This is a genomic window from Citrobacter amalonaticus, assembly GCF_018323885.1.
GTDB lineage: Bacteria > Pseudomonadota > Gammaproteobacteria > Enterobacterales > Enterobacteriaceae > Citrobacter_A > Citrobacter_A amalonaticus.
In genome coordinates, this window is the sequence record NZ_AP024585.1 from 4,114,998 (window position 1) to 4,141,550 (window position 26,553).

The following is a 26,553-nucleotide window of genomic DNA, read 5'->3' on the forward strand; positions in this document are numbered from 1 at the left end:
GGAATTTAAGCCAATTTCACGTAGCTTTACGCCTCTATACGTTTACCTGTGCACAATAAACCGACAGCAGGAGGCTGGACGTTTATTTCGGCGATGGAATGCCCTGCGCATTGCGGGGAAACGTAAAATGGAGCTGACGATGAAACAATCTCTTGCCTTATCCTCACTGCTGTTAACTGCCGGACTGGTGAGTACGACGGCGCAGTCTGCTGAATTCGCGAGTGCGGATTGCGTGACTGGCCTCAATGAAATTGGCCTGATCTCTGTCAGTAATATTTCCGGAAACCCACAGGATGTGGAGCGGATTGTCGCGTTAAAAGCCGATGAACAAGGCGCATCGTGGTATCGCATTATTCAGATGTATGAAGAGCAGCAGCCTGATAACTGGCGCGTACAAGCCATACTCTACGCATAACAGATTGCCGGATGGCGTAAACGCATCCGGCAACGTATCAGCGCAATCCCCCCGTCGCCCGCAGCAGCAACGCGTCCTGTACCCGTTCTGATAACCGCATTCCGCCGCGCGTATCCAGCATCATCTGACACCAGGCCTGGGCAACAGGCGGTGATGCGTGCCGTAACATTTCTATTCCGCATCCCAACAGGAAAATCTGCTGGGTGATCTCACGACCCAGTTCTTCGGAAGGTTTGCGCAGTCGCGGCAAAAGCTGGCGTACCGCGCGATCAAAATGCCTGTCCTGCCCCCTGACCTCAGAGAATGCCTCACTCAGCATCTCATCGACCCCGGTTTGCTTGTTGATAACCCGCAAGACGTCGAGACACATGACGTTACCGGATCCCTCCCAGATACTATTGACCGGCATTTCCCGGTACAGTCGCGGCAGTTCGCTCTCTTCGCAATACCCTACGCCGCCAAGCACTTCCATTGCCTCCGCCACGAACGGAATGCCGCCTTTACAAACGGCAAATTTTGCCGCTGGCGTGAACAGACGCGCCCAGAGTCGCTCTTTGGCATCGCTACGCCGATCCCAGGCATGGGCCAGACGAAACAATAATGCGGTTTGTCCTTCCAGCTGGAGCGCCATACGACTAAGCACCTGACGCATCATCGGTTGCTCAATCAGCGGCTTGCCGGACACCTGACGCTGGTGCGCGTGGTAAATCGCCACCGAGAAGGCGCGGCGCATCAGTCCGTGACTGCCGAGCGCACAGTCAAAACGCGTCAGACCGCCCATCTTCAGGATATGACGAATGCCTTCTCCCTCATCACCAAGAAGCCAGCCGATGGCATCCTGAAACTCGACTTCCGCGCTGGCATTGGAACGATTCCCCAGCTTGTCTTTCAGCCGTTCAAGGCGGATCGCATTGCGCTGGCCGTCAGGTAAAAAGCGCGGGACGAAGAAACAGGAGAGGCCACCTTTTGCCTGTGCCAGCACCAGATGGGCATCACTTTGCGGCACAGAGAAAAACCATTTATGTCCCACCAGCCGGTACGACCCATCCGCCAGACGCTCGGCGCGGGTGGTGTTGCTCAACACATCAGAACCGCCCTGTTTTTCCGTCATCCCCATGCCGATCAGCAGGCCACGTTTTTGGCCCCCCGGCGCAAGATGCGAATCATAGCGATCGCTGTGTAGCGGCGTTTGCCAGTCGGCAAATACGGCGGGCAACATTTGCTGCAATAGCGGTGTCGCGGCAAAAGTCATGGTGATGGGGCATAACGTGCCGGCCTCCACCTGCGCATGCAGGACAAAGCGGGCTGCCCGGGCGACAAACGATCCGTCTCGCGCCGCCTCTACCCAGGGCAGATTGTGAATACGGTTGGCACACAGTCCCTGCATCAACAGATGCCACGCGGGATGGAAGCGAACGTCGTCCAGACGCTGCCCCTGGGGATCGTAACGTAGCAATTCTGGCGGCCAGGTATTCGCCAGCCGTCCCAGCTCCAGCGATTCCGCAGTGCCAAGTTGTTGACCGATACTGGCGAGAAGTTCGCTGTCCCAGCCTGCCCCCTCACGCGCTACGGCCTCGCAGAGCGCGCCATCAGACAGGAACAGATTGCTGTTATTCAGGGGTAACGGCTGATTAAAAACGGTGTGAGTTTGCCAGTGCATTGTGTTTCCCTCCTTCAATGGCATCTCAATAAGTATGGTCAGTCTGAGGGGAGAATGCCTGGAAAGGAGGGCACAAAAAAGCCATCCTGCTGGATGGCTTCAGAAATCGTCTATTAGCTGCGCTGCCGCACAGCCTCGAACAGACAGATGCCTGTCGCGACAGAAACGTTGAGCGAAGAGACGCTTCCGGCCATTGGAATGCTGATCAGCTCATCGCAATGTTCACGCGTCAGGCGACGCATCCCCTCACCTTCCGCCCCCATCACCAGCGCCATACGGCCGGTCATTTTGCTCTGATAGAGAGTATGGTCAGCTTCACCCGCCGTGCCGACAATCCAGATATTCTCTTCCTGCAACATACGCATGGTACGCGCCAGGTTAGTCACCCGAATCAACGGGACGCTTTCCGCTGCACCGCAGGCGACTTTCTTCGCCGTGGCATTCAACTGCGCAGAACGATCTTTCGGCACGATCACCGCATTAACGCCAGCGGCATCGGCGCTACGCAGACAGGCACCGAGGTTATGCGGATCGGTCACGCCATCAAGGATCAGCAGGAACGGTTGATCCAGCGAAGCAATCAGATCCGGTAGATCGTTTTCCTGATACTGACGACCCGGCTTCACGCGAGCGATAATGCCCTGATGGACGGCTCCTTCGCTTTTCTCATCCAGAAACTGACGGTTTGCCAGTTGGATGACCACGCCCTGTGCTTCCAGAGCATGGATCAGCGGCAGCAGGCGTTTATCTTCACGGCCTTTGAGAATAAAGACATCCTGAAAACGTTCAGGAGCACGCTCCAGCAGGGCCTGCACCGCATGGATGCCGTAAATCATTTCACTCATGAAATCACTCGTTAATAGTTAATCATGCCGGGAGACGCAATGCTTCCCCGGCTTACACTGTCCGGCTTACTGTGCCGTTTTCTTTTTAGCGGCACGCTTTGCTTTTGTCGCCGCCGCTATTTTTTGCGTTTTCTCAGAAGGCTTTTTCGCTTTTCTGGCCTCTTTCTTCGCCGCCTTTGGTTTTTGTTTCTTCTCGCCACGGAAAGCGCTGTCAGGCTCGAAATTGGCTTTCTTACCAACCTGACGACGGCGGCCGGTTTTTTTACCCGCATCGCCTTTCTTCGCTCTTTCACGCGCCGTTTTACCTTCGTTACGCGGCGCACGCTCGCTGGAAATCAGGCTGAAATCAATCTTGCGCTCATCCATATTCACGGCTTCGACTTTCACTTCCACGCGATCGCCAAGACGATAAGTCTGGCCGCTGGATTCGCCGGTCAGGCGCTGTCCCACCTGGTCAAAACGATAGTAGTCGTTATCCAGCGAGGAGACGTGGACCAGGCCATCGATGAACAGTTCGTCCAGACGCACAAAGAAGCCAAAGCCGGTGACGCTGGCAATCACGCCTTTAAAGACGTTGCCGACCTGATCCAGCATGAAGTCGCACTTCAGCCAGTCAGCGACGTCACGGGTTGCTTCATCCGCACGGCGCTCAGCCATCGAACAGTGCTGACCCAGTTGCAGCATCTCTTCCATCGAATAATGGTAGCCACCCGTTTCGGTGGTGTTACCTTTATGGCCCTGCTCTTTCGCCAACAGATACTTAATGGCGCGGTGCAGGGAGAGATCCGGGTAACGACGGATCGGCGAGGTAAAGTGCGCATACGACTGTAGCGCCAGACCAAAGTGACCGCGGTTTTCCGGATCGTAAATCGCCTGCTTCATCGAACGCAGCAGCATCGTTTGCAGCATTTCGGCGTCAGGGCGATCGGCAACCGATTCCAGCAGTTCCGCGTAATCGCGCGGCTCCGGCTTATTACCGCCAGGCAGTTCCAGCCCCAGCTCCGCCAGAACAGAACGGAAGGAAGTGATCGCCTCAGTCGTCGGTTTGTCGTGTATACGGAACAGCGCAGGCTCCTGAGCTTTCTCAACGAAACGCGCCGCCGAGATGTTCGCCAGAATCATGCACTCTTCGATCAGCTTGTGCGCATCGTTACGCTGGGTCTGCTCAATTCGCTCAATACGGCGTTCCGCGTTGAAAATGAACTTCGCTTCTTCACTCTCAAACGAGATGCCGCCGCGCTCTTCACGGGCTTTATCCAACACTTTGTAGAGGTTGTGTAACTCTTCGATATGCTTAACCAGCGGCGCATACTGCTCGCGCAACTCCTGATCGCCCTGCAACATGTGCCAGACCTTGGTGTAGGTCAGACGCGCATGTGAGCTCATCACCGCTTCGTAGAATTTATATCCCGTCAGACGGCCTTTGGTAGAGATGGTCATTTCGCAGACCATGCACAGGCGGTCAACCTGCGGGTTCAGTGAGCACAGGCCGTTGGAGAGCACCTCCGGTAGCATCGGTACCACCTGCGACGGGAAGTACACGGACGTCCCGCGATTACGCGCTTCCTGATCCAGCGGCGTCGGCGGACGCACGTAATAGCTCACGTCAGCAATCGCCACCCATAAACGCCAGCCGCCACCGCGTTTCTTCTCGCAATAGACCGCATCGTCAAAGTCGCGGGCATCTTCGCCGTCGATGGTGACCAGCGGCAAATCGCGTAAATCCACACGCCCGACTTTTGCCTCTTCAGGCACCTCTTCTTTCAGACCGGCAACTTGTTTCTCAACGGCGGCTGGCCAGATATACGGGATTTCATGGGTTCGCAGCGCCATATCGACGGCCATACCGGTTCCCATGTTGTCGCCCAGCACTTCGACGATTTTCCCTACCGCTTTGGTGCGGCGGGTCGGGCGCTGGGTGAGTTCAACCACCACCACAAAGCCCATGCGCGCGCCCATGATATCTTCAGGCGGGATCAGAATATCGAAGCTCAGACGGCTGTCGTCAGGAACCACAAAACCCACGCCCGCTTCAGTAAAGTAACGACCGACAATCTGGCTGGTTTTTGGCACCAGAACGCGCACAATACGCGCTTCACGGCGGCCTTTACGATCCGCGCCCAGCGGTTGCGCCAATACCTGATCGCCATGAATGCAGGTTTTCATCTGCTCGCTGGAGAGATACAAATCGTCTTTACGCCCTTCGACGCGCAGAAAGCCATAGCCATCACGGTGGCCAATAACGGTACCTTTCAGCAGATCGAGGCGTTCCGGCAGCGCATAACACTGCCGACGGGTGAAGACCAGTTGTCCGTCACGCTCCATCGCGCGCAGGCGGCGACGCAGGGCTTCCTGCTGCTCTTCGCCTTTTATGTTCAGTTCCACAGCCAGCTCATCGCGGCTGGCCGGTTTTTCGCGTTTAGTTAAATGTTCGAGGATAAATTCCCGGCTTGGGATAGGATTTTCGTACTTTTCAGCTTCGCGTTCCTGGAAAGGATCTTGTGACATTGAGGTTCCTCCATTGTCAGCTCCGGTGGAATTCCGTCGTCTTTCACGCCGTCTCTTTGTTGGCTGCCTTTGCTCTCCCCAGTCGCTTACTTTTGTAAGCTCCTGGGGATTTATGAGAGACATCCCAGTCTCTCACCGAAGGCCAGCCTGCGGCTGTTCAAATTCGTTCCTGACGAATTTGTCACTCAGTTGCCGCCGCGATACGACGCGAAATGCTTTGGACTTCACTATTCCACCAGCAATAATTTATAAAGCGGTTGATTCTCTTCAACCAAATCGGCCAGCGTGTAGTTATCCAGCTCCGTTAGAAAACTTTGCACGGCCTTAGAAAGCGCCTGTTTGAGTCGACAGGCAGGGGTGATGTGGCAAAACTCGCTGCTACAATTCACCAGCGACAGCGGTTCGAGTTCGCGCACGACATCGCCAATTCGAATAGTATTCGCGGCTTTGCCTAAACGGATCCCGCCATTTTTTCCCCGAATAGCAGTTACAAAGCCCGCCCGACTAAGTTGATTGATTATTTTGACCATATGATTACGGGAAACGCCGTAGACGTCTGTCACTTCCGAAATACTGGTCATGCGACCTTCCGGGAGTGATGCCATATAGATTAGCGCTCGTAGTCCGTAATCGGTGAAACTCGTTAACTGCACATCAACCTCAGGGAAAAGGGGGAATCGGGATACATCTTATTTATATTGATGATAAACCAGCCACTAGCCAGGCCGCTAATTTATTTCAGTTCGGAAGGAAAAAAGCGAGGATTTAACGCACGATTAAGCCGGATGACGACGCCTGGCATCTTGTCCGGCCAACTACACTTTGTAGGCCTGATAAGCGCAGCGCCATCAGGCACTGCGCCACGAACCAAAATTATGCGTCGAACGGGTCACGCAGAATCATGGTCTCAGTACGATCCGGGCCAGTCGAAATAATATCAATCGGCACACCGGTCAGTTCTTCGATACGCTTAATGTAGTTCAGCGCTGCCTGTGGCAAACCGCTACGCTCTTTCACGCCGAAGGTGGACTCAGACCAGCCCGGCATGGTTTCGTAAATCGGCTCGATACCTTCCCAATCGTCAGCCGCCAGCGGTGTTGTGGTCACTTCACGGCCATCCGGCATACGATAAGCGACACAGATTTTCACCTCTTTCAAACCGTCCAGTACGTCCAGTTTGGTCAGGCAGAAGCCCGACAGGGAGTTGATCTGTACTGCACGACGCACAGCAACGGAGTCCAGCCAGCCAGTACGACGACGACGCCCCGTGGTAGCACCGTATTCGTTACCCTGTTTGCACAGGAACTCACCGATGTCATCAAACAGCTCAGTCGGGAACGGACCCGCACCCACACGCGTGGAGTAAGCTTTGATGATACCCAGCACGTAATCCACATAACGCGGACCCAGGCCAGAACCTGTTGCCACGCCACCCGCAGTGGTGTTAGAGGACGTTACGTACGGATAGGTACCGTGGTCAATGTCCAGCAGCGTACCCTGCGCGCCTTCGAACATGACGAAATCGCCACGCTTGCGCGCCTGGTCCAGCAGATCGGACACATCAACAACCATAGAGGTCAGGATGTCGGCAATCGCCATCACATCATCCAGCACTTTCTGGTAGTCAACCGCGTCAACTTTGTAGAAGTTAACCAGCTGGAAGTTGTGATATTCCATCACTTCTTTCAGTTTTTCAGCGAAGGTGGCTTTGTCGAACAGATCGCCAACGCGCAGACCGCGACGGGCGACTTTGTCTTCGTAAGCCGGCCCGATACCACGACCGGTAGTCCCGATCGCTTTCGCGCCACGTGCTTTCTCACGCGCGTTATCCAGCGCAACGTGGTAGTCCAGAATCAGCGGGCATGCTTCAGACAACAGCAGACGCTCACGAACAGGAACACCACGATCTTCCAGTCCTTTCATCTCTTTCATCAGCGCAGCCGGAGACAGCACAACACCGTTACCGATGATGCTGATGACGTTCTCGCGGAGAATACCTGATGGAATAAGATGGAGGACGGTTTTTTCACCGTTGATTACGAGAGTATGGCCTGCGTTGTGACCGCCCTGGTAGCGTACAACATATTTAGCCCGTTCAGTCAGAAGATCGACGATCTTTCCTTTACCTTCGTCACCCCATTGGGTGCCCAGTACGACGACGTTGTTACCCATTTTTCAAAATCACCGTTTGCTTAAAAATGGATTCTACCATCGCTTTTTCAGATATACAGCACTTTTTGCATGCAAAAATTAGCTAAATTCGCACGTTTTTTGATCAGCCAATCGTTTTCCTCAACATGTAGTAGACCACAATGCCTGCAACCACAAGTCCACCACCAAAACGACGTAAAGTATTTTCAGGCAACTGCGTCATGGCAGAAATCATCTTCTTCCATGCTCGCGGGTAAAGCATCGGACCTAAACCTTCAAGCACTAAAACCAGCGCAAGCGCGAGCCAGATTGTTGAGTTCATCGGACGTCCTTTATAAAAAGAAAACCACCGGCATCCTCAGGGATGCGGTGGTTTTATGCGTCTAACCTAAAACCGTTGCGACGATATTATCGCGTTGCGGTATTCGGTGTCTTCATGTAGCGGAAGAAATCGCTGTCCGGGCTCATGACCATGACATCCTGATTGCCTTCGAAGCTCTTCTCGTAAGCACGCAGGCTACGAATAAAGGCGTAGAAGTCAGGATCCTGGCTGAACGCATCGGCAAACAGCTTCGCCGCTTCTGCATCCCCTTCACCGCGCATGATACGCCCCTGACGCTCAGCTTCCGCCAGCGTTTTGGTCACTTCATAGTCGGCTGTCGCGCGCAGTTTTTCCGCTTCTTCCTGACCTTGTGAACGGTGACGACGCGCTACCGCTTCACGCTCAGCGCGCATACGGTTATAGATCGCTTCAGACACTTCGGTCGGCAGGTTGATCTGCTTGATCCGCACGTCGACCACTTCGATACCCAATGCGGCCATACTGTTCGGGTTGATCACCGGCACATTGCCGTTGGTTTCAGCCTGAACACGTTCAGCGGCTTCGGCAATCGCGTTATCCGCTGCCGGGGTCGCCACTTCGTCTTCGGTTCCGGCAGAGCCAGAGTTCAGGGCGTCACGCACTTCCAGGGTCAGGCGACCACGGGAGTCGGTCACAATGTCTTTCACATCCAGACGACCAATCTCAGAACGCAAACGGTCAGAGAACTTACGTTTCAACAGAACTTCAGCCTGAGAAATATCGCCGCCGCCCGTCGCCAGGAAGTAACGGCTGAAATCGCTGATGCGCCATTTGATGTAAGAGTCAACAATCAGGTCTTTCTTCTCTTTGGTGACAAAGCGATCGGCCTGGTTATCCATCGTCTGGATACGCGCGTCGAGCATTTTCACCGACTGAATAAACGGTACCTTAAAGTGCAGACCCGGCTCATAAATCAATGGTTTTTTGTCGGCATCACGCACGACGCTGCTGAACTGGAACTTAATTCCGCGCTCGCCTTCTTTCACCACGAAAATTGAGGTGTACAGCACTACCAGCACGATGATGATAATCGCAATAACTGACTTACGCATCGTTATTCCCCCTGACGCTGGTAGTCGTTACGCTGCGCGTTAGCGCGGCGTTGGTCCATAATATCGCCCTGACTGGTGGACGAGGTGTTGCTTGCTCCGCTGCTGCTGGAAGAAGACGTGGAGGGCAGACGCAGCAGGTTCGAACCGCTATCGCTCTTTGCCGCCGGCGCGCTCGCGCCTTTCAGCATCTGATCCAATGGCAGAACCATCAGATTGCCACCTTTGTCGTTAACCAACACTTTACGGGTATGGCTCAACACTTTTTCCATCGTCTCGATATACAGACGCTCGCGGGTAATCTCTGGCGCCGCTTTATATTCCGGAAGGATTTTCGCAAAGCGCGCCACTTCACCCTGCGCTTCCAGGATGGTTTGCGTTCTGTAAGCACGCGCCTCTTCAAGGATACGCTGTGCCTGACCGTTCGCACGCGGCTGAACTTCGTTGGTATACGCTTCCGCTTCACGGATGTACTGCTGTTCGTTCTCACGGGCAGCAATGGCATCGTCAAACGCCGCTTTCACCTCTTCCGGCGGACGTGCAGCCTGGAAGTTGACGTCCAGCAGGGTAATACCCATGTTATAGGGACGAATGGTCTCTTCCAGTTCACGCTGGGTATCGCTACGAATAACGGTACGCCCTTCGGTCAGGATACGGTCCATGGTGTATTTACCGATCACGCCGCGCAGGGCACTGTCGGTCGCCTGACGCAGACTGTCATCCGCGCTGGTTACGCTAAACAGATATTTTTGCGGATCGGTGATGCGGTACTGCACGTTCATCTCAACGCGCACCACGTTCTCATCTGACGTCAGCATCACACCGGAAGCGGCCAGTTCGCGGACGGCTTCCACGTTCACCGGCGTCACCTCGTCGATAAACGTCGGCTTCCAGTTCAGGCCCGGTTCAACCAGATGGCTGAACTTACCAAAGCGTGTCACCACGCCGCGCTCTGCTTCTTTGATGGTGTAGAAACCGCTCGCCGCCCAGATAATGACGATAGCTGCCGCCGCGATGGAGACGACACGTCCGCCCAGATGCGGGCGCGGGCCTTGCGATGAGCTTCCGCCGCCAGAGCCGGTACCTTTACCGCCTCCCAGTCCACCGAGTTTTTTACTCAGCTTGCGAAAGATGTCATCGAGATCAGGTGGCCCCTGCTCGCGACCACCTTTGTTTCCATTTCCCTCAGAGTTGCCGCCTGGTTTGCTGCTTCCCCACGGGTCGCGGTCTTGTCCGTTATTACCGGGCTGATTCCACGCCATGTTTGTGCTCCATATTTGTTATGCGATGCTATACCTGTGTTTTTTGCGCGGCAGATGCGTTGGCTACATCCCTCAGCTCCCGTCACATAGTTGACTATGCTCCAGAGAATTTCAGGACTTGCCGCCTTCCTGCCGCTCAACCTCCACAAGGTACAGAGGCGAAAAAATCTTCAGGCCATATCCGTCAGATCAGACAACATAGTCTTCCAAAGCCGGTTCTTGTTTACAGAGGCGACGCCAGTCAACGATCGGCAGGCGAACTTGCAGACTTACGCTACCGTCATCCTCCATCCACTCTTTTTCTATTGCCTGAAGCTGATAAAAACGGCTTCTCAGACGCCCTTCCTGCGGCGGCAAACGCAACGTATGCTGCGCCACCTCGCCGGAAAGTCGCTCCGTCAAAGCCTGAAAAAGCTGTGGTATCCCAACCCCTGTCTGCGCGGAAAGCCAGACACGGATCGGTTTGTTCTCTTCATCCCGGTCGATACGCGGTTCAAAGTCATCCAGCATATCGATCTTGTTCATCACCATCAGGGACGGGATCTCGTGAGCATCGATCTCTTCGAGAACCGTATCCACTGCGTCGATGTTTTCCTGCACGCGCACATCCGCTGCATCAACCACATGCAGCAACAGTGTCGCCTGACGCGTTTCCTGGAGGGTCGCTTTAAACGCCGCAACCAGATCGTGCGGAAGATGACGGATAAACCCAACGGTATCCGCCAGCACGGTCTCCCCGACATCCGCCACGTCAATGCGACGCAGCGTCGGATCCAGGGTCGCAAACAGTTGATCTGCCGCATAGACCCTGGCTTCGGTTATCTGATTGAAAAGGGTGGATTTTCCGGCGTTAGTATATCCCACCAGCGAGACGGTCGGGACATCCGCCTTAATGCGCGACTGTCGCCCCTGCTCACGTTGCTTTTCAACTTTTTCCAGGCGCGACTGGATCTGCAATATACGGTTTCGCAATAAACGGCGGTCGGTTTCGAGTTGGGTTTCACCCGGACCGCGCAAACCAATCCCGCCTTTCTGTCTTTCAAGGTGGGTCCAGCCACGGACAAGACGCGTAGCCAGATGGCGCAACTGCGCCAGTTCAACCTGCAATTTCCCCTCATGGGTACGTGCACGCTGCGCAAAAATATCTAAGATAAGGCCAGTGCGGTCGATAACACGACACTCACACAGGCGCTCCAGGTTACGTTCCTGGGCCGGGCTCAATGCATGATCGAATAATACGACGGCAGCGCCTGTCGCTTTTACGGCTTCCGCAATTTCAACGGCTTTACCTTCACCAACAAAGTACTTCGGGTGCGGTGCTTTACGGCTACCGGTAATCACCTGCATTGCTTCGACACCGGCGGAAGAGACCAGAGATTCAAACTCCTGGAGGTCTTCCATATCTTTGTCTTGCGAAAAATAGATGTGTACCAGTACCGCCTGCTCACCGGCGTCATAACGGTCAAACAAGCGTCAACCCCTCGATATAGATCAGCGGGGAACGCAGAAATTCTGGCTCCCCGTGTGTAAAACAGCCAAAAACCTTATTCGGTCTCTTCGCTGTCCTGTTGCGCCGCAGAACCCTGCGCGCCGCTACCGTGATGATAGTTACTGCTGGTACCGCCACCGGCATTGTTACTATGATGAGAAACCGGGCGAGACGGGACAACAGTAGAAATCGCGTGCTTATAAACCATCTGACTGACCGTGTTTTTCAACAGGATCACAAACTGATCAAAAGACTCGATTTGACCTTGCAGCTTAATACCATTCACCAAATAAATAGAAACTGGAACACGTTCCCGACGCAGTGCGTTCAGGAACGGATCTTGTAAAGATTGCCCCTTAGCCATTCTCTCTTTTCCTTATATGCTTATTTGTACTTTGAATCTTTCGATTCTGAAAATTGCGCACGATACGCCTTAATTGTACACATTCAGTTCGCGATAGCACCAACAACCTGTAATACTTCGTTCCGCGCCTGCTCAGGTTTCTCACTGTCAAGCCAGTGCACTCCTTCCCAACCGCGTAACCAGGTTACCTGGCGCTTTGCCAACTGCCTCGTGGCGCAAACACCTCTATAAACCATTTCATCGTATGATATTTCGCCTTCAAGGTATGACCACATCTGGCGGTATCCCACACAACGAATGGAAGGCAAGTCCGTATGCAAATCTCCACGGGCAAAAAGCGCCCGAACTTCTGCTTCAAATCCTGAAGCCAACATCTGATGAAAACGCTGCTCGATGCGTTGATGCAACAGCTCACGGCTCGCTGGGGCGATGGCAAACTGATGCACCTGGTACGGTAAAGCATCACCTGACGTTTGCGTCAGTTCCGTTAAAGTTTTACCCGAAATGAAAAAAACTTCCAGTGCCCGGGAAAGTCTTTGCGGATCATTTGGATGAATACGCGCAGCCGCAACCGGATCGATTGTCTGAAGCTGTTGGTGCAACGCATCCCACCCTTGCTCTGCCGCCTGTTGCTCAATTCTGGCCCTGACCTGCGGGTCTGCCGACGGTAACGGCGAAAGACCTTCCAGCAATGCCTTGAAATACAACATCGTACCGCCCACTAACAGCGGAATACGCCCCGCCGCAGTGATCTCGCTCATCTCCGCCAACGCATCGCGGCGGAAATCCGCAGCAGAATACGCCTGCGACGGATCGCGAATATCCAGCAATCGGTGCGGAGCCGCCTTTAACTCTTCAGCGTCCGGCTTCGCCGTCCCGATATCCATCCCTTTGTAAATAAGGGCGGAATCGACGCTTATCAACTCTACTGGCAAAACTTTACGCAATTCAATCGCTAGCGCCGTTTTACCCGAGGCCGTAGGCCCCATCAAAAAAATTGCCTTTGGCAGGCTCGCCTTACTGATATCACTCATGTTTCAGGGCATTCATCGCCGTATGTAAATCAACAGGTTGTAACAGACCACCCGGCGGCGCCTTCACGAGCTGCGGGCAAAGCCGCTCCACATCAGCCAGCAGGGTAATGGCCTGAGCCATTGTCCACTGCGTATGCTCACTCATCAAATTACGCGCAATCCACTGCGCCAGATTACCAGGTTCACGCGCTGACTGTTGCGTCAGGTAGCCTATCAGTTCAGGAATCAAGATTTGTAAATTTTGTTGGCGTAAGGGTAAAGGCACCGCCCGAATGGTCACATGCTGGGCATCTGCCTGAAATTCAATCCCCAATTCCACCAGTGCGCCCTGCGCATTTTCCAGCGCGGCCTTTTCCTCTGCAGACACTTTTAGCCGCAGCGGGATCAGCAACGGCTGAGCGCAAACCTGCCCCTCTCCCGGCGAAAGCTGCGCCTGACGCAGCCAGCGTTCTGCCACGGGCAGCGCCAGCAGGTGAATACTCCCATCGCGCTCCAGCAGCGCGCAGTCGTTGCCCACAATCGTGAGCACACGGCCAAAGCTCTGACTGTGTCCCGACAGTGCTGACACAGCTGGCTCCGGCGCAGGCGATGATTTTGTCGCATGTGTCGGCGTTTGCAGGAGCTGGCGATACACCTCGCCCTGCTGTTTCTGGTAGCCCGGCTGGGCATGCGGCCAGCTTGCCGCCGTTGGGCGCGGCGCGCTGCTGCCCGCTGTCGGTGTGGAGGCGTAGCGCGGTGCCGTAGGTTCGCGGGCCTGCGCCGGCTCAGCAAAATGGTTACGCCCTGCAGCCACACGGTTTTCCGGAACGTGCCGGGGCGCGGGTTCGCCTTCTGCTTCCAGCGGCAATGGCGATTCAAGCTGCTGTTGCAGCACGCTCAGCACGCCCTGGTAGATAAAGTCATGGACCAGACGCGACTGATGAAAACGCACTTCATGCTTGGCCGGGTGCACGTTGACATCCACCTGATGCGGGTCAATCTCAAGGTACAGCACAAATGCGGGCTGTTGATCGGCGCCCAGCTTATCTTCACAGGCCTGACGAATGGCGTGGTTGATCAACCTGTCGCGCATCATGCGTCCGTTGACGTAGCAGTACTGAATTTCCGCCAGCGCCGTCGTGGTGTGATTGGGATCGGCGACCCAGCCGCGTAAGGTCAGATCGCCATGCTGCCACTCAATCGCCAGCGCATGCTCAAGAAACGGCGTACCACAAATGGCGCCCAGACGACGCTCTTGCGGCCCCTCTTTCGCCACCGCACGGTACTGACGTACCATTTTGCCGTTGTGCGACAAATTGATCGTCACATCAAAACGCGCCAGCGCAATGCGCCGGATGATCTCGTCAATATGATTGAATTCGGTTTTCTCGGTGCGCATAAACTTGCGCCGGGCGGGGGTGTTGTAGAACAGATCGAGGACTTCCAGCGTGGTGCCTACCGGATGCGCGGCCGGTTTGACTGTTACCTCCATGTCGCGCCCTTCGGCGTAGGCTTGCCAGGCTTCCTGTTGCTCTGCGGTGCGTGACGTGAGAGTCAGGCGAGATACCGAGCTGATACTCGCCAGCGCTTCGCCGCGAAAACCCAGGCTAATGATCGCTTCCAGATCGTCAAGAGAGGCAATTTTACTGGTGGCGTGCCGCGCCAGCGCCAGCGCCAGTTCGTCTTTCCTGATCCCGCAACCATTGTCACGGATACGGATCAGCTTCGCGCCGCCGCGCTCGATATCAATATCGATGCGCGTTGCCCCGGCATCAAGGCTGTTTTCCACCAGCTCTTTGACCACCGATGCAGGTCGCTCAACCACCTCACCTGCGGCAATTTGGTTCGCCAGTTGTGGCGGTAACACCTGAATCGGCATGCAAATTCCTTAGTTGATCAACGACTCACCCGGCGTAGCAGCGCTCGCGGTTTGCGCCGCACTTCCCTGCGGAGCCGACTGCATCGGATGCGCCTGGAAGTAGTTACGCAGCCCTTTGTAAATCGCATCGGCCAGTTGTTGCTGATACGCATCGCTCGCCAACAGACGTTCTTCACTGTGATTACTGATAAACCCGGTTTCCACCAGCACCGAGGGAATATCTGGCGAGCGCAGAACGCCCAGGCTGGCATGTTCAGGCCGCCGTTTATGCAGTGACCCAATCCGTTCGAGCTGGCCTAACATGTTGGTTGCCACATCATACCCTACGCGTTGGGAATGGCCGAACTGCAAATCCAGCACCGCCTGGCTTAGGTACGGATCGGCCTGACTGTTTGCCAGCACATCCCCCGCGCCGCCCAACAGCTCCGACTGTTTTTCATGTTCTTCAAGCCAGTTCGCCATTTCGCTGTTGGCGCGCCGGTTCGACAGCACCCACACGGAGGCACCCGTAGCGCTGCGGTTGGGCGCGGCATCGGCGTGAATCGACACCAGGAAGTTGGCGTTTTGCTTACGCGCCACGTCAGAGCGCCCCATCACAGAGATAAAATAATCCCCGTCACGGGTTAACACGCCTTTAAACATCGGATCATCATTAAGCAGCGTGCGCAGTTTACGGGCCACCGCGATAGTGACATTTTTCTCTCGCGTACCGCCGGGGCCGATCGCGCCGGGATCCTGCCCACCGTGCCCGGCATCAATGGCGATCACCACTTTGTCACCATTGCTGGATGTCGCTCTGGCCGCCGGGCGCGTCGCCGTATTGCTGCTGATCACGGCGGTGGTGCGATCGTTGCTGGTTTTAAACGGATTTCGCGCAGGTTCAGTCGGACGCGGCGTCACCACCGGCGTTTCGACGCGTTTAGCGACGACTGGAGCGGGGGGTGGTGGCGGAGGCGTATCGGCGTTAATGGTAAAAACTACCGTGTAGTTTCCGCCATTCTGCCGTTTTACCGCCTCGGTTTTCCCGTTTTCGGTTAAATCCACCATCAGTCGTAGTGACTGTGGATCTTTCGCCGTGCCGGAACGAATGGTCTTCACCAGGTTATTACCGCTAAACATCAGCGGAAGCCCCTGAATGACCCCCGTTTGCTTAATATCCAGCGCAACGGTACGTTTGCCTTCATGGGAAAAGGCATAATCGGGATCGCCAATAAAACTGAGCGTAATACGCGCCTGTCGATCGCCGTTGGAGACCTGGATATCGGAGAGGCTGGCGGCTCCGGCCTGCGCGCACAGCAGAACCAGCATGGCCACCAACCCATTTCTGATACGATAAATCATCCCGCCACCTTTAAGGTTAACCGGCTAAACGCGCCAGCAACGAATCACCTGATGAGGAGACAGCACGGATGCGCGCCTCACGACCTTGCGCCTGGTAATCTATGTGTATTTCGACATCCGGGTCCGGGAGTACACCTTTACCCTGTTGCGGCCATTCCACCAGGCAAATGGCATCGTTGGCAAAATAATCGCGGATCCCCATAAATTCGAGCTCCTCGGGATCGGCAAGACGATACAGATCGAAGTGATAGACCATCAGGTTATCGAGAGAATAGGGTTCGACCAGCGTATAGGTTGGACTTTTTACATTACCGGAATGGCCTAACGCCTGCAGGAATCCCCGACTAAAGGTGGTTTTACCCGCGCCTAAATCACCGTAGAGATAGATCACGGTCGCGCCGTTGCAGGCCTTGGCTACCCGTTGTCCCAGGTCTAATGTTGCCTGTTCGTCAGGTAGCGGAATTACTCGATTCATCATGATAAACGTCAATCACATCAGGGTTAACAATACGCTGTAGCGTGGAAAAAAGATCGGTTGCCAACATGCCGCGCATACCTGCACGCGCCGCCAGAACATCGGCCGCCGCACCGTGAGCCACGCAGCCAGCACAGGCTGCATCATACGGGGTAAACTTCTGTCCGAGCAATGCGCCAATAATACCGGAAAGCACATCGCCCATGCCGCCGCTGGCCATGCCTGCGTTGCCGACATCAGCAATTCCCAACGCCTCCGGTTGTGCGGCAACCACCGTTCCCGCCCCTTTCAACACCGCAACGCCTCCGTAACGTTTTACCAGACGCTGTGCAGAATGTAAGCGATCACTTTCAATTTCTGCGACAGAACACCCCAGTAACCGCGCGGCTTCTCCCGGATGCGGTGTGATGACGCGATTGTGACGTTTATCGGGATTGATTGCCAGCAGGTTCAACGCATCGGCGTCCCAGACCATCGGTTTACGGAAATTCTCGACTTTTTGCAGCGCTTTCTTCCCCCACTCCGCCTGCCCGAGCCCAGGGCCAATGATGATGACATCCGCCCATGCGAGGCTTTCGTCAAGGGACTGCGGCGTCAGTTCATGCACCATCAGTTCGGGACGAGCGGTCAGCAGTGGGGCGATATTTTCGCTGCGCGTCAGCACGCGTACCAGCCCCGCTCCGGCGCGCAGCGCCGCTTCACCGGCCAGTCGAATCGCCCCCGCCGTGCCGTGATCGCCGCCGATCACCACCAGTCGACCGTGATCGCCTTTATGCGACGTTGCACGACGCGGAGAGAGCCAGTGCGCAAGTTGTGAGGCGTCAAAGCGTTGAATCGGCGCGTCCTGCCCTGTCAGCCAGTCGTCCAGTCCCAGCGAATTAAAATGAAGGCGCCCGGTCACATCCCGGGCTTTCCCCGTCAGCAGACCGGGTTTCAGGACGATAAAGGTGACCGTGCGTTCGGCCCGGATGACCGCACCGGGCGTCGCGCCCGTTTGTGCCAGCAACCCGGAAGGAATGTCTATTGAGACAACAGGCGCAGGGTGGGCGTTTGCCCGTTCGATTAATTCAGACAACGGCTCGCGCGGCGCCTGGGTTAACCCGATCCCCAGAAGCGCATCAATAATCAGGTCGATATTTTCCGGCCAGGCAATCGCCGGGGAATGGATCACACCTCCTGCATTCAGCCAGGCTTCCCGCGCCTGTGCGGCCTCCTCGGGCAGCGGTTTATCGCTTTCCAGCGCTACCAGGGTGACCAGAATCCCTGCTGCTTTCGCCAGCCTCGCCACCACATAGCCATCGCCACCATTGTTACCGTGACCGCAGAGCACCAACCAGCGCCGGGCATAAGGCCGGGACTCGCGCGCCACGTCAAACACCGCCTCGCCCGCTCGCAACATCAGTTCGAACAACGTGAGCCCCAGCGTGTCAGCAGCTTCTCGCTCCAGCCGTTTGATGTCATCGGCGGGCCAGATGGAGTGTGGTATACTGATGGGGTTTTTCTTCATTGTATGGTCCGTCATGTCAGAGCCCCTCAATCTCAATCAGTTAGCGCAAAATATTAAGCAGTGGGGGCTGGAACTGGGCTTTCAGCAGGTCGGTATTACCGATACTGACCTGAGCGAGTCCGAACCCAAACTGCAGGCGTGGCTGGACAAACAATACCACGGCGAAATGGACTGGATGGCGCGCCATGGCATGATGCGCGCGCGTCCCCATGAGCTACTGCCTGGCACACTTCGCGTCATCAGCGTGCGCATGAACTATCTTCCCGCCCACGCCGCGTTTGCCCGGACGCTGAAAAATCCCTCGCAGGGTTACATCAGTCGCTATGCCCTGGGCCGCGACTACCATAAGCTTTTACGCAACCGCCTCAAAAAGCTGGGTGAGAGGATTCAGCAGCACTGTGTCTCGCTGAATTTTAGACCTTTTGTCGACTCTGCGCCCATACTTGAGCGCCCGCTGGCAGAAAAAGCCGGTCTGGGATGGACAGGTAAGCACTCACTAATCCTCAACCGTGAGGCCGGGTCGTTTTTCTTTCTTGGTGAGTTACTGATTGATTTGCCCCTGCCGGTTGATGCTCCCGTGGAGGAAGGATGCGGAAAGTGCGTCGCCTGCATCACCACCTGTCCGACCGGGGCGATTGTCGCCTCCTACACGGTGGATGCACGTCGCTGCATCTCCTACCTCACCATCGAACTGGAAGGCGTAATCCCTGAAGCATTGCGACCATTGATGGGCAACCGGATCTACGGTTGTGATGACTGCCAGTTGATTTGCCCATGGAATCGCTACTCGCAGCTGACTGACGAAGACGATTTCAGTCCCCGTAAGCCGCTTCATGCGCCCGAGTTGATTGAGCTGTTCGCCAGAAATGAAGCCTGGTTTTTAAAAGTCACAGAAGGGTCAGCCATTCGTCGTATTGGTCATCTGCGCTGGCTGCGTAATATTGCGGTAGCACTCGGTAATGCGCCCTGGAGTGACGCCGCCCTTTCCGCACTGGAAAGCCGCCGGGGTGAGCACCCACTTCTTGATGAACACATTGAGTGGGCCGTCGCGCAGCAGATCGCGAAGCGAAACGCCGACGTGATCGAGGTGCAATCACCAAAGCAAAGGCGACTGGTTAATGCTATCGAAAAGGGACTTCCACGGGACGCCTGAATCGTCCACAGGCTGTGCATAAAAATAAAAACACATTGCTATTCAAGAACGAAAAAATCGTCAAGTGATCGCATTAACAATTTGTAATCTTAATTTAAACTTTGATTTCAGATAGTTATAAAGAAACTATTCACTTAGCGAAGTATTTGAATATTCCGTAGAAAAATCCGATGCTGTGGATAACTCTGTTCACAAGAGTATGACAGATACAAAACGAAACGACCCCAACGCAAAACGCACTGTGGTTGATTTTCTGGAGATAAGAATTTGGAGCGGGAAACGAGACTCGAACTCGCGACCCCGACCTTGGCAAGGTCGTGCTCTACCAACTGAGCTATTCCCGCTTAATCTTCGTCTTTCAAACTGCTGTCGCAATTCGAAATCCTGCGATTGGGTGGTCTGTGCTAAGAAGCACTTTCAAATTTTGGAGCGGGAAACGAGACTCGAACTCGCGACCCCGACCTTGGCAAGGTCGTGCTCTACCAACTGAGCTATTCCCGCTTAATCTTCGTCTTTCAAACTGCTGTCGCACTTCGAAATTCTGCGATTGGGTGGTCTGTGCTAAGAAGCACTTTCAAATTTTGGAGCGGGAAACGAGACTCGAACTCGCGACCCCGACCTTGGCAAGGTCGTGCTCTACCAACTGAGCTATTCCCGCTTAATCTTCGTCTTTCATGTTGTTGCTGTGTTGGCTGCCTTGCTGCAACATGAAATGCTTTGATTAAAATTTGTTGCTGCCGTAACGCATAATTCTCTGTCGTTACGGGAGGCGCATTATACGAGAAATCCTTTCTCCTGCAACCCCTTCAAACGCAATTTTTTGTGAATTTCGTTTGAGTGACGATTTTATCAGCAAAGCGAGTAATTTAGCGGCAATCTTCGGTATACGCAAGCTTCCCGGATGTAAACTGTAGGCCGGGTAAGGTAAAGCCGCCACCCGGCATAGCCACCTTTTAAAGCTTAATAAAATTCTCACGATAGTAAGCCAGTTCCGCCACCGACTCGCGGATATCATCCATCGCCTTGTGCGTTCCTTCCTTGCTCAAACCGTCCAGAATTTCGGGTTTCCAGCGACGAGCCAGCTCTTTCAGCGTGCTGACATCCAGGTAGCGGTAATGGAAATACGCTTCCAGTTCTGGCATGTACTTAAACAAAAAACGGCGATCCTGTCCGATGCTGTTCCCGCAGATTGGCGACTTACCCGCTGGCACCCACGCTTGCAAAAATTCAATCGTCGCCAGTTCCGCTTCACGTTCACCCATTGTGCTCGCCTTCACTCGCTCCACCAGCCCGCTCCCGGTATGGGTACGCACGTTCCAGTCATCCATCAGTGCCAGCTGTTCATCAGACTGATGAACAGCAATCGTTGGCCCTTCAGCCAGAATATTCAGGTTGGCATCGGTGACCAGTGTGGCGATTTCAATTATGCGATCGCGCTCGGGATCCAGACCGGTCATCTCCAGATCAATCCAAATCAAGTTGTTTTCATTGGCACTCATGCTATTTTCCACCCCTCATACGTCACATTCTGTGTGACTACTCTCAACTAGAATTGTGTGTATCATAGATGTTTTGCCCAACATGGGCGACCAGGAGCCAGTACGATTGAGTAAAAATAAACTCTCCAAAGGCCAACAGCGCCGCGTGAACGCTAATCACCAGCGTCGTCTTAAAACGTCTAAGGAGAAGCCAGACTACGATGACAACCTGTTTGGCGAGACCGCTGAAGGGATCGTCATTAGCCGTTTTGGCATGCATGCCGACGTCGAATCTGCCGACGGTGAAATTCACCGCTGCAACATTCGCCGGACGATCCGCTCGCTAGTGACCGGCGACCGTGTGGTCTGGCGTCCCGGCAAAGCGGCTGCGGAAGGGGTCAACGTCAAAGGCATCGTCGAGGCGGTGCATGAACGTACCTCGGTATTGACGCGCCCGGACTTCTACGATGGCATAAAACCCATTGCCGCCAATATCGACCAGATTGTCATTGTCTCCGCGATTTTACCGGAGCTGTCACTCAATATTATCGACAGGTATCTGGTGGCCTGTGAGACATTGCAGGTTGAGCCGATCATCGTACTCAACAAAATCGATCTGCTGGATGACGAAAGCATGGCGTTTGTGAATGAGCAGATGGATATCTATCGTCATATCGGTTATCGCGTGCTGATGGTCTCCAGCCACACTCAGGATGGTCTGAAACCGCTGGAAGAAGCGCTGACCGGGCGCATCAGCATCTTTGCCGGTCAGTCTGGCGTTGGCAAATCCAGCCTGCTCAACGCATTGCTCGGTCTGCAGGAAGCCATTTTGACCAATGATGTCTCTGACAACTCCGGTCTGGGACAGCACACTACCACCGCGGCCCGCCTCTACCACTTCCCACATGGCGGCGACGTCATCGATTCCCCTGGCGTGCGTGAATTCGGCCTGTGGCACCTGGAGCCGGAACAAATCACCCATGGCTTTGTCGAATTTCATGACTATCTGGGGCTGTGTAAATATCGTGACTGTAAGCACGACACTGACCCAGGCTGCGCCATTCGTGCCGCCGTAGAGGACGGGAAAATTGCGGAAACCCGTTTCGAAAATTATCACCGTATTCTCGAAAGCATGTCGCAGGTAAAAACGCGTAAAAACTTTTCTGATACCGATGACTGACAACTAAGCTAAGCATCGCTAGAATCGTCCCCCTTTTTCAGGATCCGGCATCAACGCCGGGTCAGGAACGATAAAACAATAGCCTGGAGGCTACCTTGTTAAACTCATTTAAACTTTCGCTACAATACATTCTGCCGAAACTATGGCTCACTCGCCTGGCGGGCTGGGGCGCGAGCAAACGAGCGGGATGGCTGACTAAGCTGGTTATCGATCTGTTCGTGAAGTACTACAAGGTCGATATGAAAGAAGCGCAGAAGCCAGATACCGCCAGCTACCGCTCATTCAATGATTTCTTTGTCCGCCCACTGCGTGACGACGTTCGCCCGTTGAATACCGATCCGAACGTACTGGTCATGCCGGCTGACGGTGTCATCAGCCAGTTAGGCGCTATCGAAGAAGATAAGATCCTGCAGGCCAAAGGCCACAACTACAGCCTGGAAGCCCTGCTGGCTGGTAACTACCTGATGGCGGATCTTTTCCGTAACGGGTCGTTTGTGACCACCTATCTGTCTCCGCGTGATTACCACCGCGTGCACATGCCATGTAACGGCATTCTGCGTGAGATGATTTATGTTCCGGGCGATCTGTTCTCGGTTAATCATCTGACGGCCCAGAACGTTCCAAACCTGTTTGCCCGTAATGAGCGTGTTATCTGCCTGTTCGATACGGAGTTTGGCCCAATGGCGCAAATTCTGGTCGGTGCTACGATTGTTGGCAGTATCGAAACCGTCTGGGCGGGAACCATCACGCCGCCGCGCGAGGGCGTGATCAAACGCTGGACCTGGCCTGCCGGAGAAAGCGAAGGCTCCGTGGCGCTGCTGAAGGGTCAGGAAATGGGTCGCTTTAAACTGGGCTCCACGGTGATCAACCTGTTTGCGCCAGGTAAAGTGAATCTGGTCGAGCAGCTTGAGAGCCTCTCTGTGACCAAAATTGGTCAGCCGCTGGCGATCTCCACAGAGACATTCGTTGCGCCAGTCGACGCCGAGCCTGCACCACTGCCAGATGAAGAGATCAAAGCTGAACACGACGCCAGTCCGCTGGTCGACGATAAGAAAGACGAAACCTAATAGTAGAAGGACGTTGCTGTGCGCCTGATTATCGCGTTTCTGATGGCCTGGTGCCTCAGCCAGGGGGCGTACGCTGCAACCGCCCCCGACGCCAAACAAATCACTCAGGAACTGGAGCAGGCGAAATCCGCAAAGCCTGCTCAGCCTGATGTTGTTGAAGCCCTTCAGTCTGCGTTGAACGCGCTCGAGGAACGTAAAGGTTCTCTCGAACGCGCACAGCAATATCAGCAGGTTATCGATAATTTCCCGAAAATGTCCGCCAGCCTGCGCGCGCAGTTAACCAATCTGCGCGATGAACCCCGCAGCGTATCGCCGGGCATGACGACTGATGCGCTGAATCAGGAAATTCTCCAGGTCAGTAGCCAGTTGCTGGAAAAAAGCCGTCAGGCCCAGCAGGAGCAGGAACGCGCCCGTGAGATTGCCGACTCATTAAGCCAACTGCCTCAGCAGCAAACCGATGCCCGCCGACAGCTCAACGAAATTGAACGCCGTATTGGCAGCGCCACCGGCAACACCCCGCTCAACCAGGCGCAAAATTTCAGCATGCAGGCTGAATCCGCTCGCCTGAAAGCGCTGGTTGATGAGCTGGAGCTGGCGCAGTTGTCGGCCAACAACCGTCAGGAACTGGCTCGTATGCGCTCGGAACTGGCGGAAAAACAGAGCCAGCAACTGGATGCGTATTTACAGGCACTGCGCAATCAGCTCAACAGCCAGCGCCAGCGTGAAGCCGAACGGGCGCTGGAAAGTACCGAGTTACTGGCGGAGAATAGCGCTGATTTACCGCCGGATATTGTCGCCCAGTTCAAAGTGAACCGGGAACTGTCAGCCGCGCTGAATCAGCAGGCGCAGCGCATGGATCTCGTCGCCTCTCAGCAACGTCAGGCCGCCAGCCAGACTCAGCAGGTACGTCAGGCGTTGACGACGCTGCGTGAACAGTCGCAATGGTTAGGCTCGTCTAACCTGTTGGGTGAAGCGTTACGCGCCCAGGTGGCACGTCTGCCGGAAATGCCCAAACCCCAGCAGTTGGATACTGAAATGGCGCAACTGCGCGTCCAGCGTCTGCGCTATGAAGATCAGCTCAATAAGCAGCCTCAGCTGCGCCAGCTCCATCAGGCGGACGGGCAGCCGCTCACCGCCGAACAAAACCGTATTCTTGAGGCGCAACTGCGCACCCAACGTGAGCTACTGAATTCGCTGTTACAGGGCGGCGACACGCTGATCCTTGAACTGACCAAGCTGAAGGTCTCCAATAGCCAGCTTGAAGATGCGTTGAAAGAGGTGAACGAAGCGACCCACCGCTATCTGTTCTGGACCTCAGACGTTCGTCCAATGTCATTCTCCTGGCCGATAGATATCGTGCAGGATCTGCGTCGGCTGATCTCACTCGACACCTTCAGCCAGTTAGGTCAGGCCAGCGTGATGATGCTGACCAGCAGAGATACCCTGCTGCCGCTGTTTGGCGCGTTGATTCTGGTCGGGTTCAGCATTTACTCGCGTCGCCACTTTACCCGTTTTCTGGAGCGTTCTGCCGCCCGAGTGGGCAAGGTGACGCAGGATCACTTCTGGCTGACGCTGCGTACCGTGTTCTGGTCGATACTGGTGGCCTCGCCGCTGCCAGTACTGTGGATGACGCTGGGATACGGACTACGCGAGGCCTGGCCTTATCCACTGGCTGTCGCGATAGGCGATGGCGTCACGGCGACGGTGCCGCTGCTGTGGGTCGTGATGATTTGCGCGACATTTGCCCGGCCCAATGGCCTGTTTATCGCCCACTTTGGCTGGCCGCGCGAACGCGTGTCACGTGCGATGCGTTATTATCTGATGAGTATCGGGCTTATCGTGCCGCTGATTATGGCGCTCATCATGTTTGATAACCTCAACGATCGGGAGTTTTCTGGCTCGCTCGGTCGCCTGTGCTTTATGCTGATTTGCGGCGCGCTGGCACTGGTCACCCTGAGCCTGAAAAAAGCCGGGATCCCGCTCTATCTCGATAAAGAAGGCAGCGGCGACAATATCGTGAACAGCATGCTGTGGAACCTGATGATAGGCGCGCCGGTGGTGGCGATACTGGCTGCCGCCGTGGGCTATCTGGCGACGTCACAGGCGCTGCTGGCGCGACTGGAAACCTCTGTCGCCATCTGGTTCCTGCTGTTGGTGATTTATCACGTCATTCGCCGCTGGATGCTGATTCAGCGTCGCAGACTGGCCTTTGACCGTGCCAAGCACCGCCGTGCGGAAATGCTGGCCCAGCGCGCCCGTGGCGAAGAAGAGCCGGCTCATTCAACCAGTCTGGAAGGGACCATCGACGTTGATGAGAGCGAAGTCGATCTTGATGCTATCAGCGCCCAGTCGCTCCGTCTGGTGCGCTCCATCCTGATGCTGATCGCCCTGCTGTCGGTCATTGTGCTGTGGTCGGAAATTCACTCCGCATTCGGCTTCCTCGAAAACATCTCGCTGTGGGACGTCACCTCGACGGTGCAAGGGGTTGAAAGTTTAGAACCCATTACGCTGGGCGCGGTGCTGATCGCGATTCTGGTGTTTATCATCACCACCCAACTGGTGCGTAATCTGCCTGCGCTTCTCGAGCTGGCGTTGCTACAACACCTCGATCTCACGCCGGGTACCGGCTATGCCATTACCACCATCACCAAGTACCTGCTGATGTTAATTGGCGGTCTGGTGGGCTTCTCGATGATCGGGATTGAGTGGGCGAAACTGCAATGGCTGGTGGCGGCACTCGGCGTCGGTCTGGGCTTTGGTTTGCAGGAAATTTTCGCCAACTTTATCTCCGGCCTGATCATCCTGTTTGAAAAGCCGATTCGTATTGGTGACACCGTGACCATTCGCGATCTGACAGGCAGCGTAACGAAGATCAATACCCGCGCGACGACCATCAGCGACTGGGACCGCAAAGAGATCATCGTGCCGAACAAAGCGTTTATCACCGAGCAGTTCATCAACTGGTCGCTGTCTGATTCCGTGACACGCGTGGTGCTGACCATTCCGGCCCCATCCGATGTGAACAGCGAAGAAGTGACGCAGATCCTGCTGACCGCCGCACACCGCTGCTCGTTAGTCATCGATAACCCGGCGCCAGAAGTCTTCCTTGTGGACTTACAACAGGGGATTCAGATCTTCGAACTGCGTATCTATGCCGCCGAGATGGGTCATCGCATGCCACTGCGCCATGAAATCCACCAGTTGATTCTGGCAGGCTTCCGCGAGCACGGTATCGATATGCCGTTCCCACCATTCCAGATGCGTCTGGAAAGTTTGAATGGCCGACAAACAGGAAAAACGCTCAGTTCTGCCGGCAGAAGAAGTCGTCCGGCGGGGAGTTTGTAAATCGTTTGTAC

21 protein-coding genes and 3 tRNA genes are annotated in these 26,553 nt (G+C 55.1%); 5 read left to right on the forward strand and 19 right to left on the reverse strand.

Going from position 1 to position 26,553, the window contains the following annotated elements:
- The first annotated feature begins 139 nt into the window (after positions 1-139).
- Complete coding sequence (yjfN, locus tag KI228_RS19480; RefSeq protein ID WP_072140690.1) at positions 140-415, forward strand: DUF1471 family protease activator YjfN; 276 nt, start codon at positions 140-142, stop codon at positions 413-415.
- Between the two features lie 37 nt (positions 416-452).
- On the opposite strand, the gene KI228_RS19485 is transcribed toward yjfN, so the two are convergent.
- The 15 genes from KI228_RS19485 to nnr all read right to left on the reverse strand — a co-directional run bounded on the left by KI228_RS19485 (position 453) and on the right by nnr (position 18,334).
- Positions 453-2,075: an isovaleryl-CoA dehydrogenase gene (locus KI228_RS19485; protein WP_042999187.1), complete on the reverse strand. Its 1,623-nt coding sequence runs from the start codon at positions 2,073-2,075 to the stop codon at positions 453-455.
- 113 nt (positions 2,076-2,188) lie between these two features.
- On the reverse strand, positions 2,189-2,920 hold the full coding sequence (gene rlmB / locus KI228_RS19490; protein ID WP_042321448.1) for a 23S rRNA (guanosine(2251)-2'-O)-methyltransferase RlmB: 732 nt from the start codon (positions 2,918-2,920) through the stop codon (positions 2,189-2,191).
- A gap of 66 nt (positions 2,921-2,986) precedes the next feature.
- On the reverse strand, positions 2,987-5,428 hold the full coding sequence (gene rnr, locus KI228_RS19495; protein ID WP_044257223.1) for a ribonuclease R: 2,442 nt from the start codon (positions 5,426-5,428) through the stop codon (positions 2,987-2,989).
- A gap of 227 nt (positions 5,429-5,655) precedes the next feature.
- Positions 5,656-6,081, reverse strand: a complete 426-nt coding sequence (gene nsrR, locus KI228_RS19500) for a nitric oxide-sensing transcriptional repressor NsrR (RefSeq protein WP_042321442.1) — start codon at positions 6,079-6,081, stop codon at positions 5,656-5,658.
- A gap of 220 nt (positions 6,082-6,301) precedes the next feature.
- Positions 6,302-7,600 carry an adenylosuccinate synthase gene (gene purA / locus KI228_RS19505; RefSeq protein ID WP_042321439.1) on the reverse strand — a complete coding sequence of 433 codons (1,299 nt, stop codon included), beginning with the start codon at positions 7,598-7,600 and terminating at the stop codon, positions 6,302-6,304.
- Positions 7,601-7,703: 103 nt separating this feature from the next.
- Entirely contained in the window at positions 7,704-7,901 is a 198-nt protein-coding gene (locus tag KI228_RS19510; RefSeq protein WP_042321436.1) for a DUF2065 domain-containing protein, read from the reverse strand.
- Between the two features lie 86 nt (positions 7,902-7,987).
- Positions 7,988-8,992 (reverse strand): protease modulator HflC, encoded by a 1,005-nt coding sequence (hflC, locus tag KI228_RS19515; protein WP_042321433.1) that lies wholly within the window; start codon positions 8,990-8,992, stop codon positions 7,988-7,990.
- A 2-nt stretch (positions 8,993-8,994) separates the two neighbouring features.
- Complete coding sequence (hflK, locus tag KI228_RS19520) at positions 8,995-10,251, reverse strand: FtsH protease activity modulator HflK (RefSeq protein ID WP_042999185.1); 1,257 nt, start codon at positions 10,249-10,251, stop codon at positions 8,995-8,997.
- Between the two features lie 189 nt (positions 10,252-10,440).
- Positions 10,441-11,721 (reverse strand): ribosome rescue GTPase HflX, encoded by a 1,281-nt coding sequence (gene hflX / locus KI228_RS19525; protein ID WP_042321426.1) that lies wholly within the window; start codon positions 11,719-11,721, stop codon positions 10,441-10,443.
- A gap of 74 nt (positions 11,722-11,795) precedes the next feature.
- Positions 11,796-12,104, reverse strand: coding sequence for an RNA chaperone Hfq (gene hfq, locus KI228_RS19530; protein WP_061069555.1), 309 nt, complete (start codon positions 12,102-12,104; stop codon positions 11,796-11,798).
- Positions 12,105-12,187: 83 nt separating this feature from the next.
- Positions 12,188-13,138 (reverse strand): tRNA (adenosine(37)-N6)-dimethylallyltransferase MiaA, encoded by a 951-nt coding sequence (gene miaA, locus KI228_RS19535; RefSeq protein WP_044265686.1) that lies wholly within the window; start codon positions 13,136-13,138, stop codon positions 12,188-12,190.
- On the reverse strand, positions 13,131-14,996 hold the full coding sequence (mutL, locus tag KI228_RS19540; RefSeq protein WP_042999182.1) for a DNA mismatch repair endonuclease MutL: 1,866 nt from the start codon (positions 14,994-14,996) through the stop codon (positions 13,131-13,133). Before mutL ends, miaA begins: the two co-directional genes overlap by 8 nt.
- A 9-nt stretch (positions 14,997-15,005) precedes the next feature.
- Entirely contained in the window at positions 15,006-16,337 is a 1,332-nt protein-coding gene (amiB, locus tag KI228_RS19545; protein ID WP_061069554.1) for an N-acetylmuramoyl-L-alanine amidase AmiB, read from the reverse strand.
- A gap of 16 nt (positions 16,338-16,353) precedes the next feature.
- On the reverse strand, positions 16,354-16,815 hold the full coding sequence (tsaE, locus tag KI228_RS19550; protein WP_042999180.1) for a tRNA (adenosine(37)-N6)-threonylcarbamoyltransferase complex ATPase subunit type 1 TsaE: 462 nt from the start codon (positions 16,813-16,815) through the stop codon (positions 16,354-16,356).
- Entirely contained in the window at positions 16,787-18,334 is a 1,548-nt protein-coding gene (nnr, locus tag KI228_RS19555; RefSeq protein WP_044328470.1) for a bifunctional ADP-dependent NAD(P)H-hydrate dehydratase/NAD(P)H-hydrate epimerase, read from the reverse strand. Before nnr ends, tsaE begins: the two co-directional genes overlap by 29 nt.
- On the opposite strand from nnr, the gene queG reads away from it, so the two are divergent.
- Entirely contained in the window at positions 18,333-19,472 is a 1,140-nt protein-coding gene (queG, locus tag KI228_RS19560; RefSeq protein WP_151192019.1) for a tRNA epoxyqueuosine(34) reductase QueG, read from the forward strand. The genes nnr and queG overlap by 2 nt on opposite strands.
- Before the next feature lie 268 nt (positions 19,473-19,740).
- Here queG and KI228_RS19565 read toward each other — a convergent pair.
- The 4 genes from KI228_RS19565 to orn all read right to left on the reverse strand — a co-directional run bounded on the left by KI228_RS19565 (position 19,741) and on the right by orn (position 20,971).
- Positions 19,741-19,816: transfer RNA gene (locus KI228_RS19565), tRNA-Gly, on the reverse strand.
- An 81-nt stretch (positions 19,817-19,897) separates the two neighbouring features.
- Positions 19,898-19,973, reverse strand: a tRNA-Gly gene (locus KI228_RS19570).
- Positions 19,974-20,054: 81 nt separating this feature from the next.
- Positions 20,055-20,130 (reverse strand) — tRNA-Gly (locus tag KI228_RS19575).
- Positions 20,131-20,425: 295 nt separating this feature from the next.
- Positions 20,426-20,971, reverse strand: a complete 546-nt coding sequence (orn, locus tag KI228_RS19580; protein WP_042999177.1) for an oligoribonuclease — start codon at positions 20,969-20,971, stop codon at positions 20,426-20,428.
- Positions 20,972-21,077: 106 nt separating this feature from the next.
- On the opposite strand from orn, the gene rsgA reads away from it, so the two are divergent.
- The 3 genes from rsgA to mscM all read left to right on the forward strand — a co-directional run bounded on the left by rsgA (position 21,078) and on the right by mscM (position 26,542).
- Positions 21,078-22,130 (forward strand): small ribosomal subunit biogenesis GTPase RsgA, encoded by a 1,053-nt coding sequence (gene rsgA / locus KI228_RS19585; RefSeq protein WP_058587211.1) that lies wholly within the window; start codon positions 21,078-21,080, stop codon positions 22,128-22,130.
- 95 nt (positions 22,131-22,225) lie between these two features.
- Positions 22,226-23,197, forward strand: coding sequence for an archaetidylserine decarboxylase (asd, locus tag KI228_RS19590; protein WP_042999175.1), 972 nt, complete (start codon positions 22,226-22,228; stop codon positions 23,195-23,197).
- 18 nt (positions 23,198-23,215) lie between these two features.
- A complete protein-coding gene (gene mscM, locus KI228_RS19595) occupies positions 23,216-26,542 on the forward strand; it encodes a miniconductance mechanosensitive channel MscM (RefSeq protein ID WP_042999174.1) in 3,327 nt (1,108 codons plus the stop codon).
- Positions 26,543-26,553: the final 11 nt, after the last annotated feature.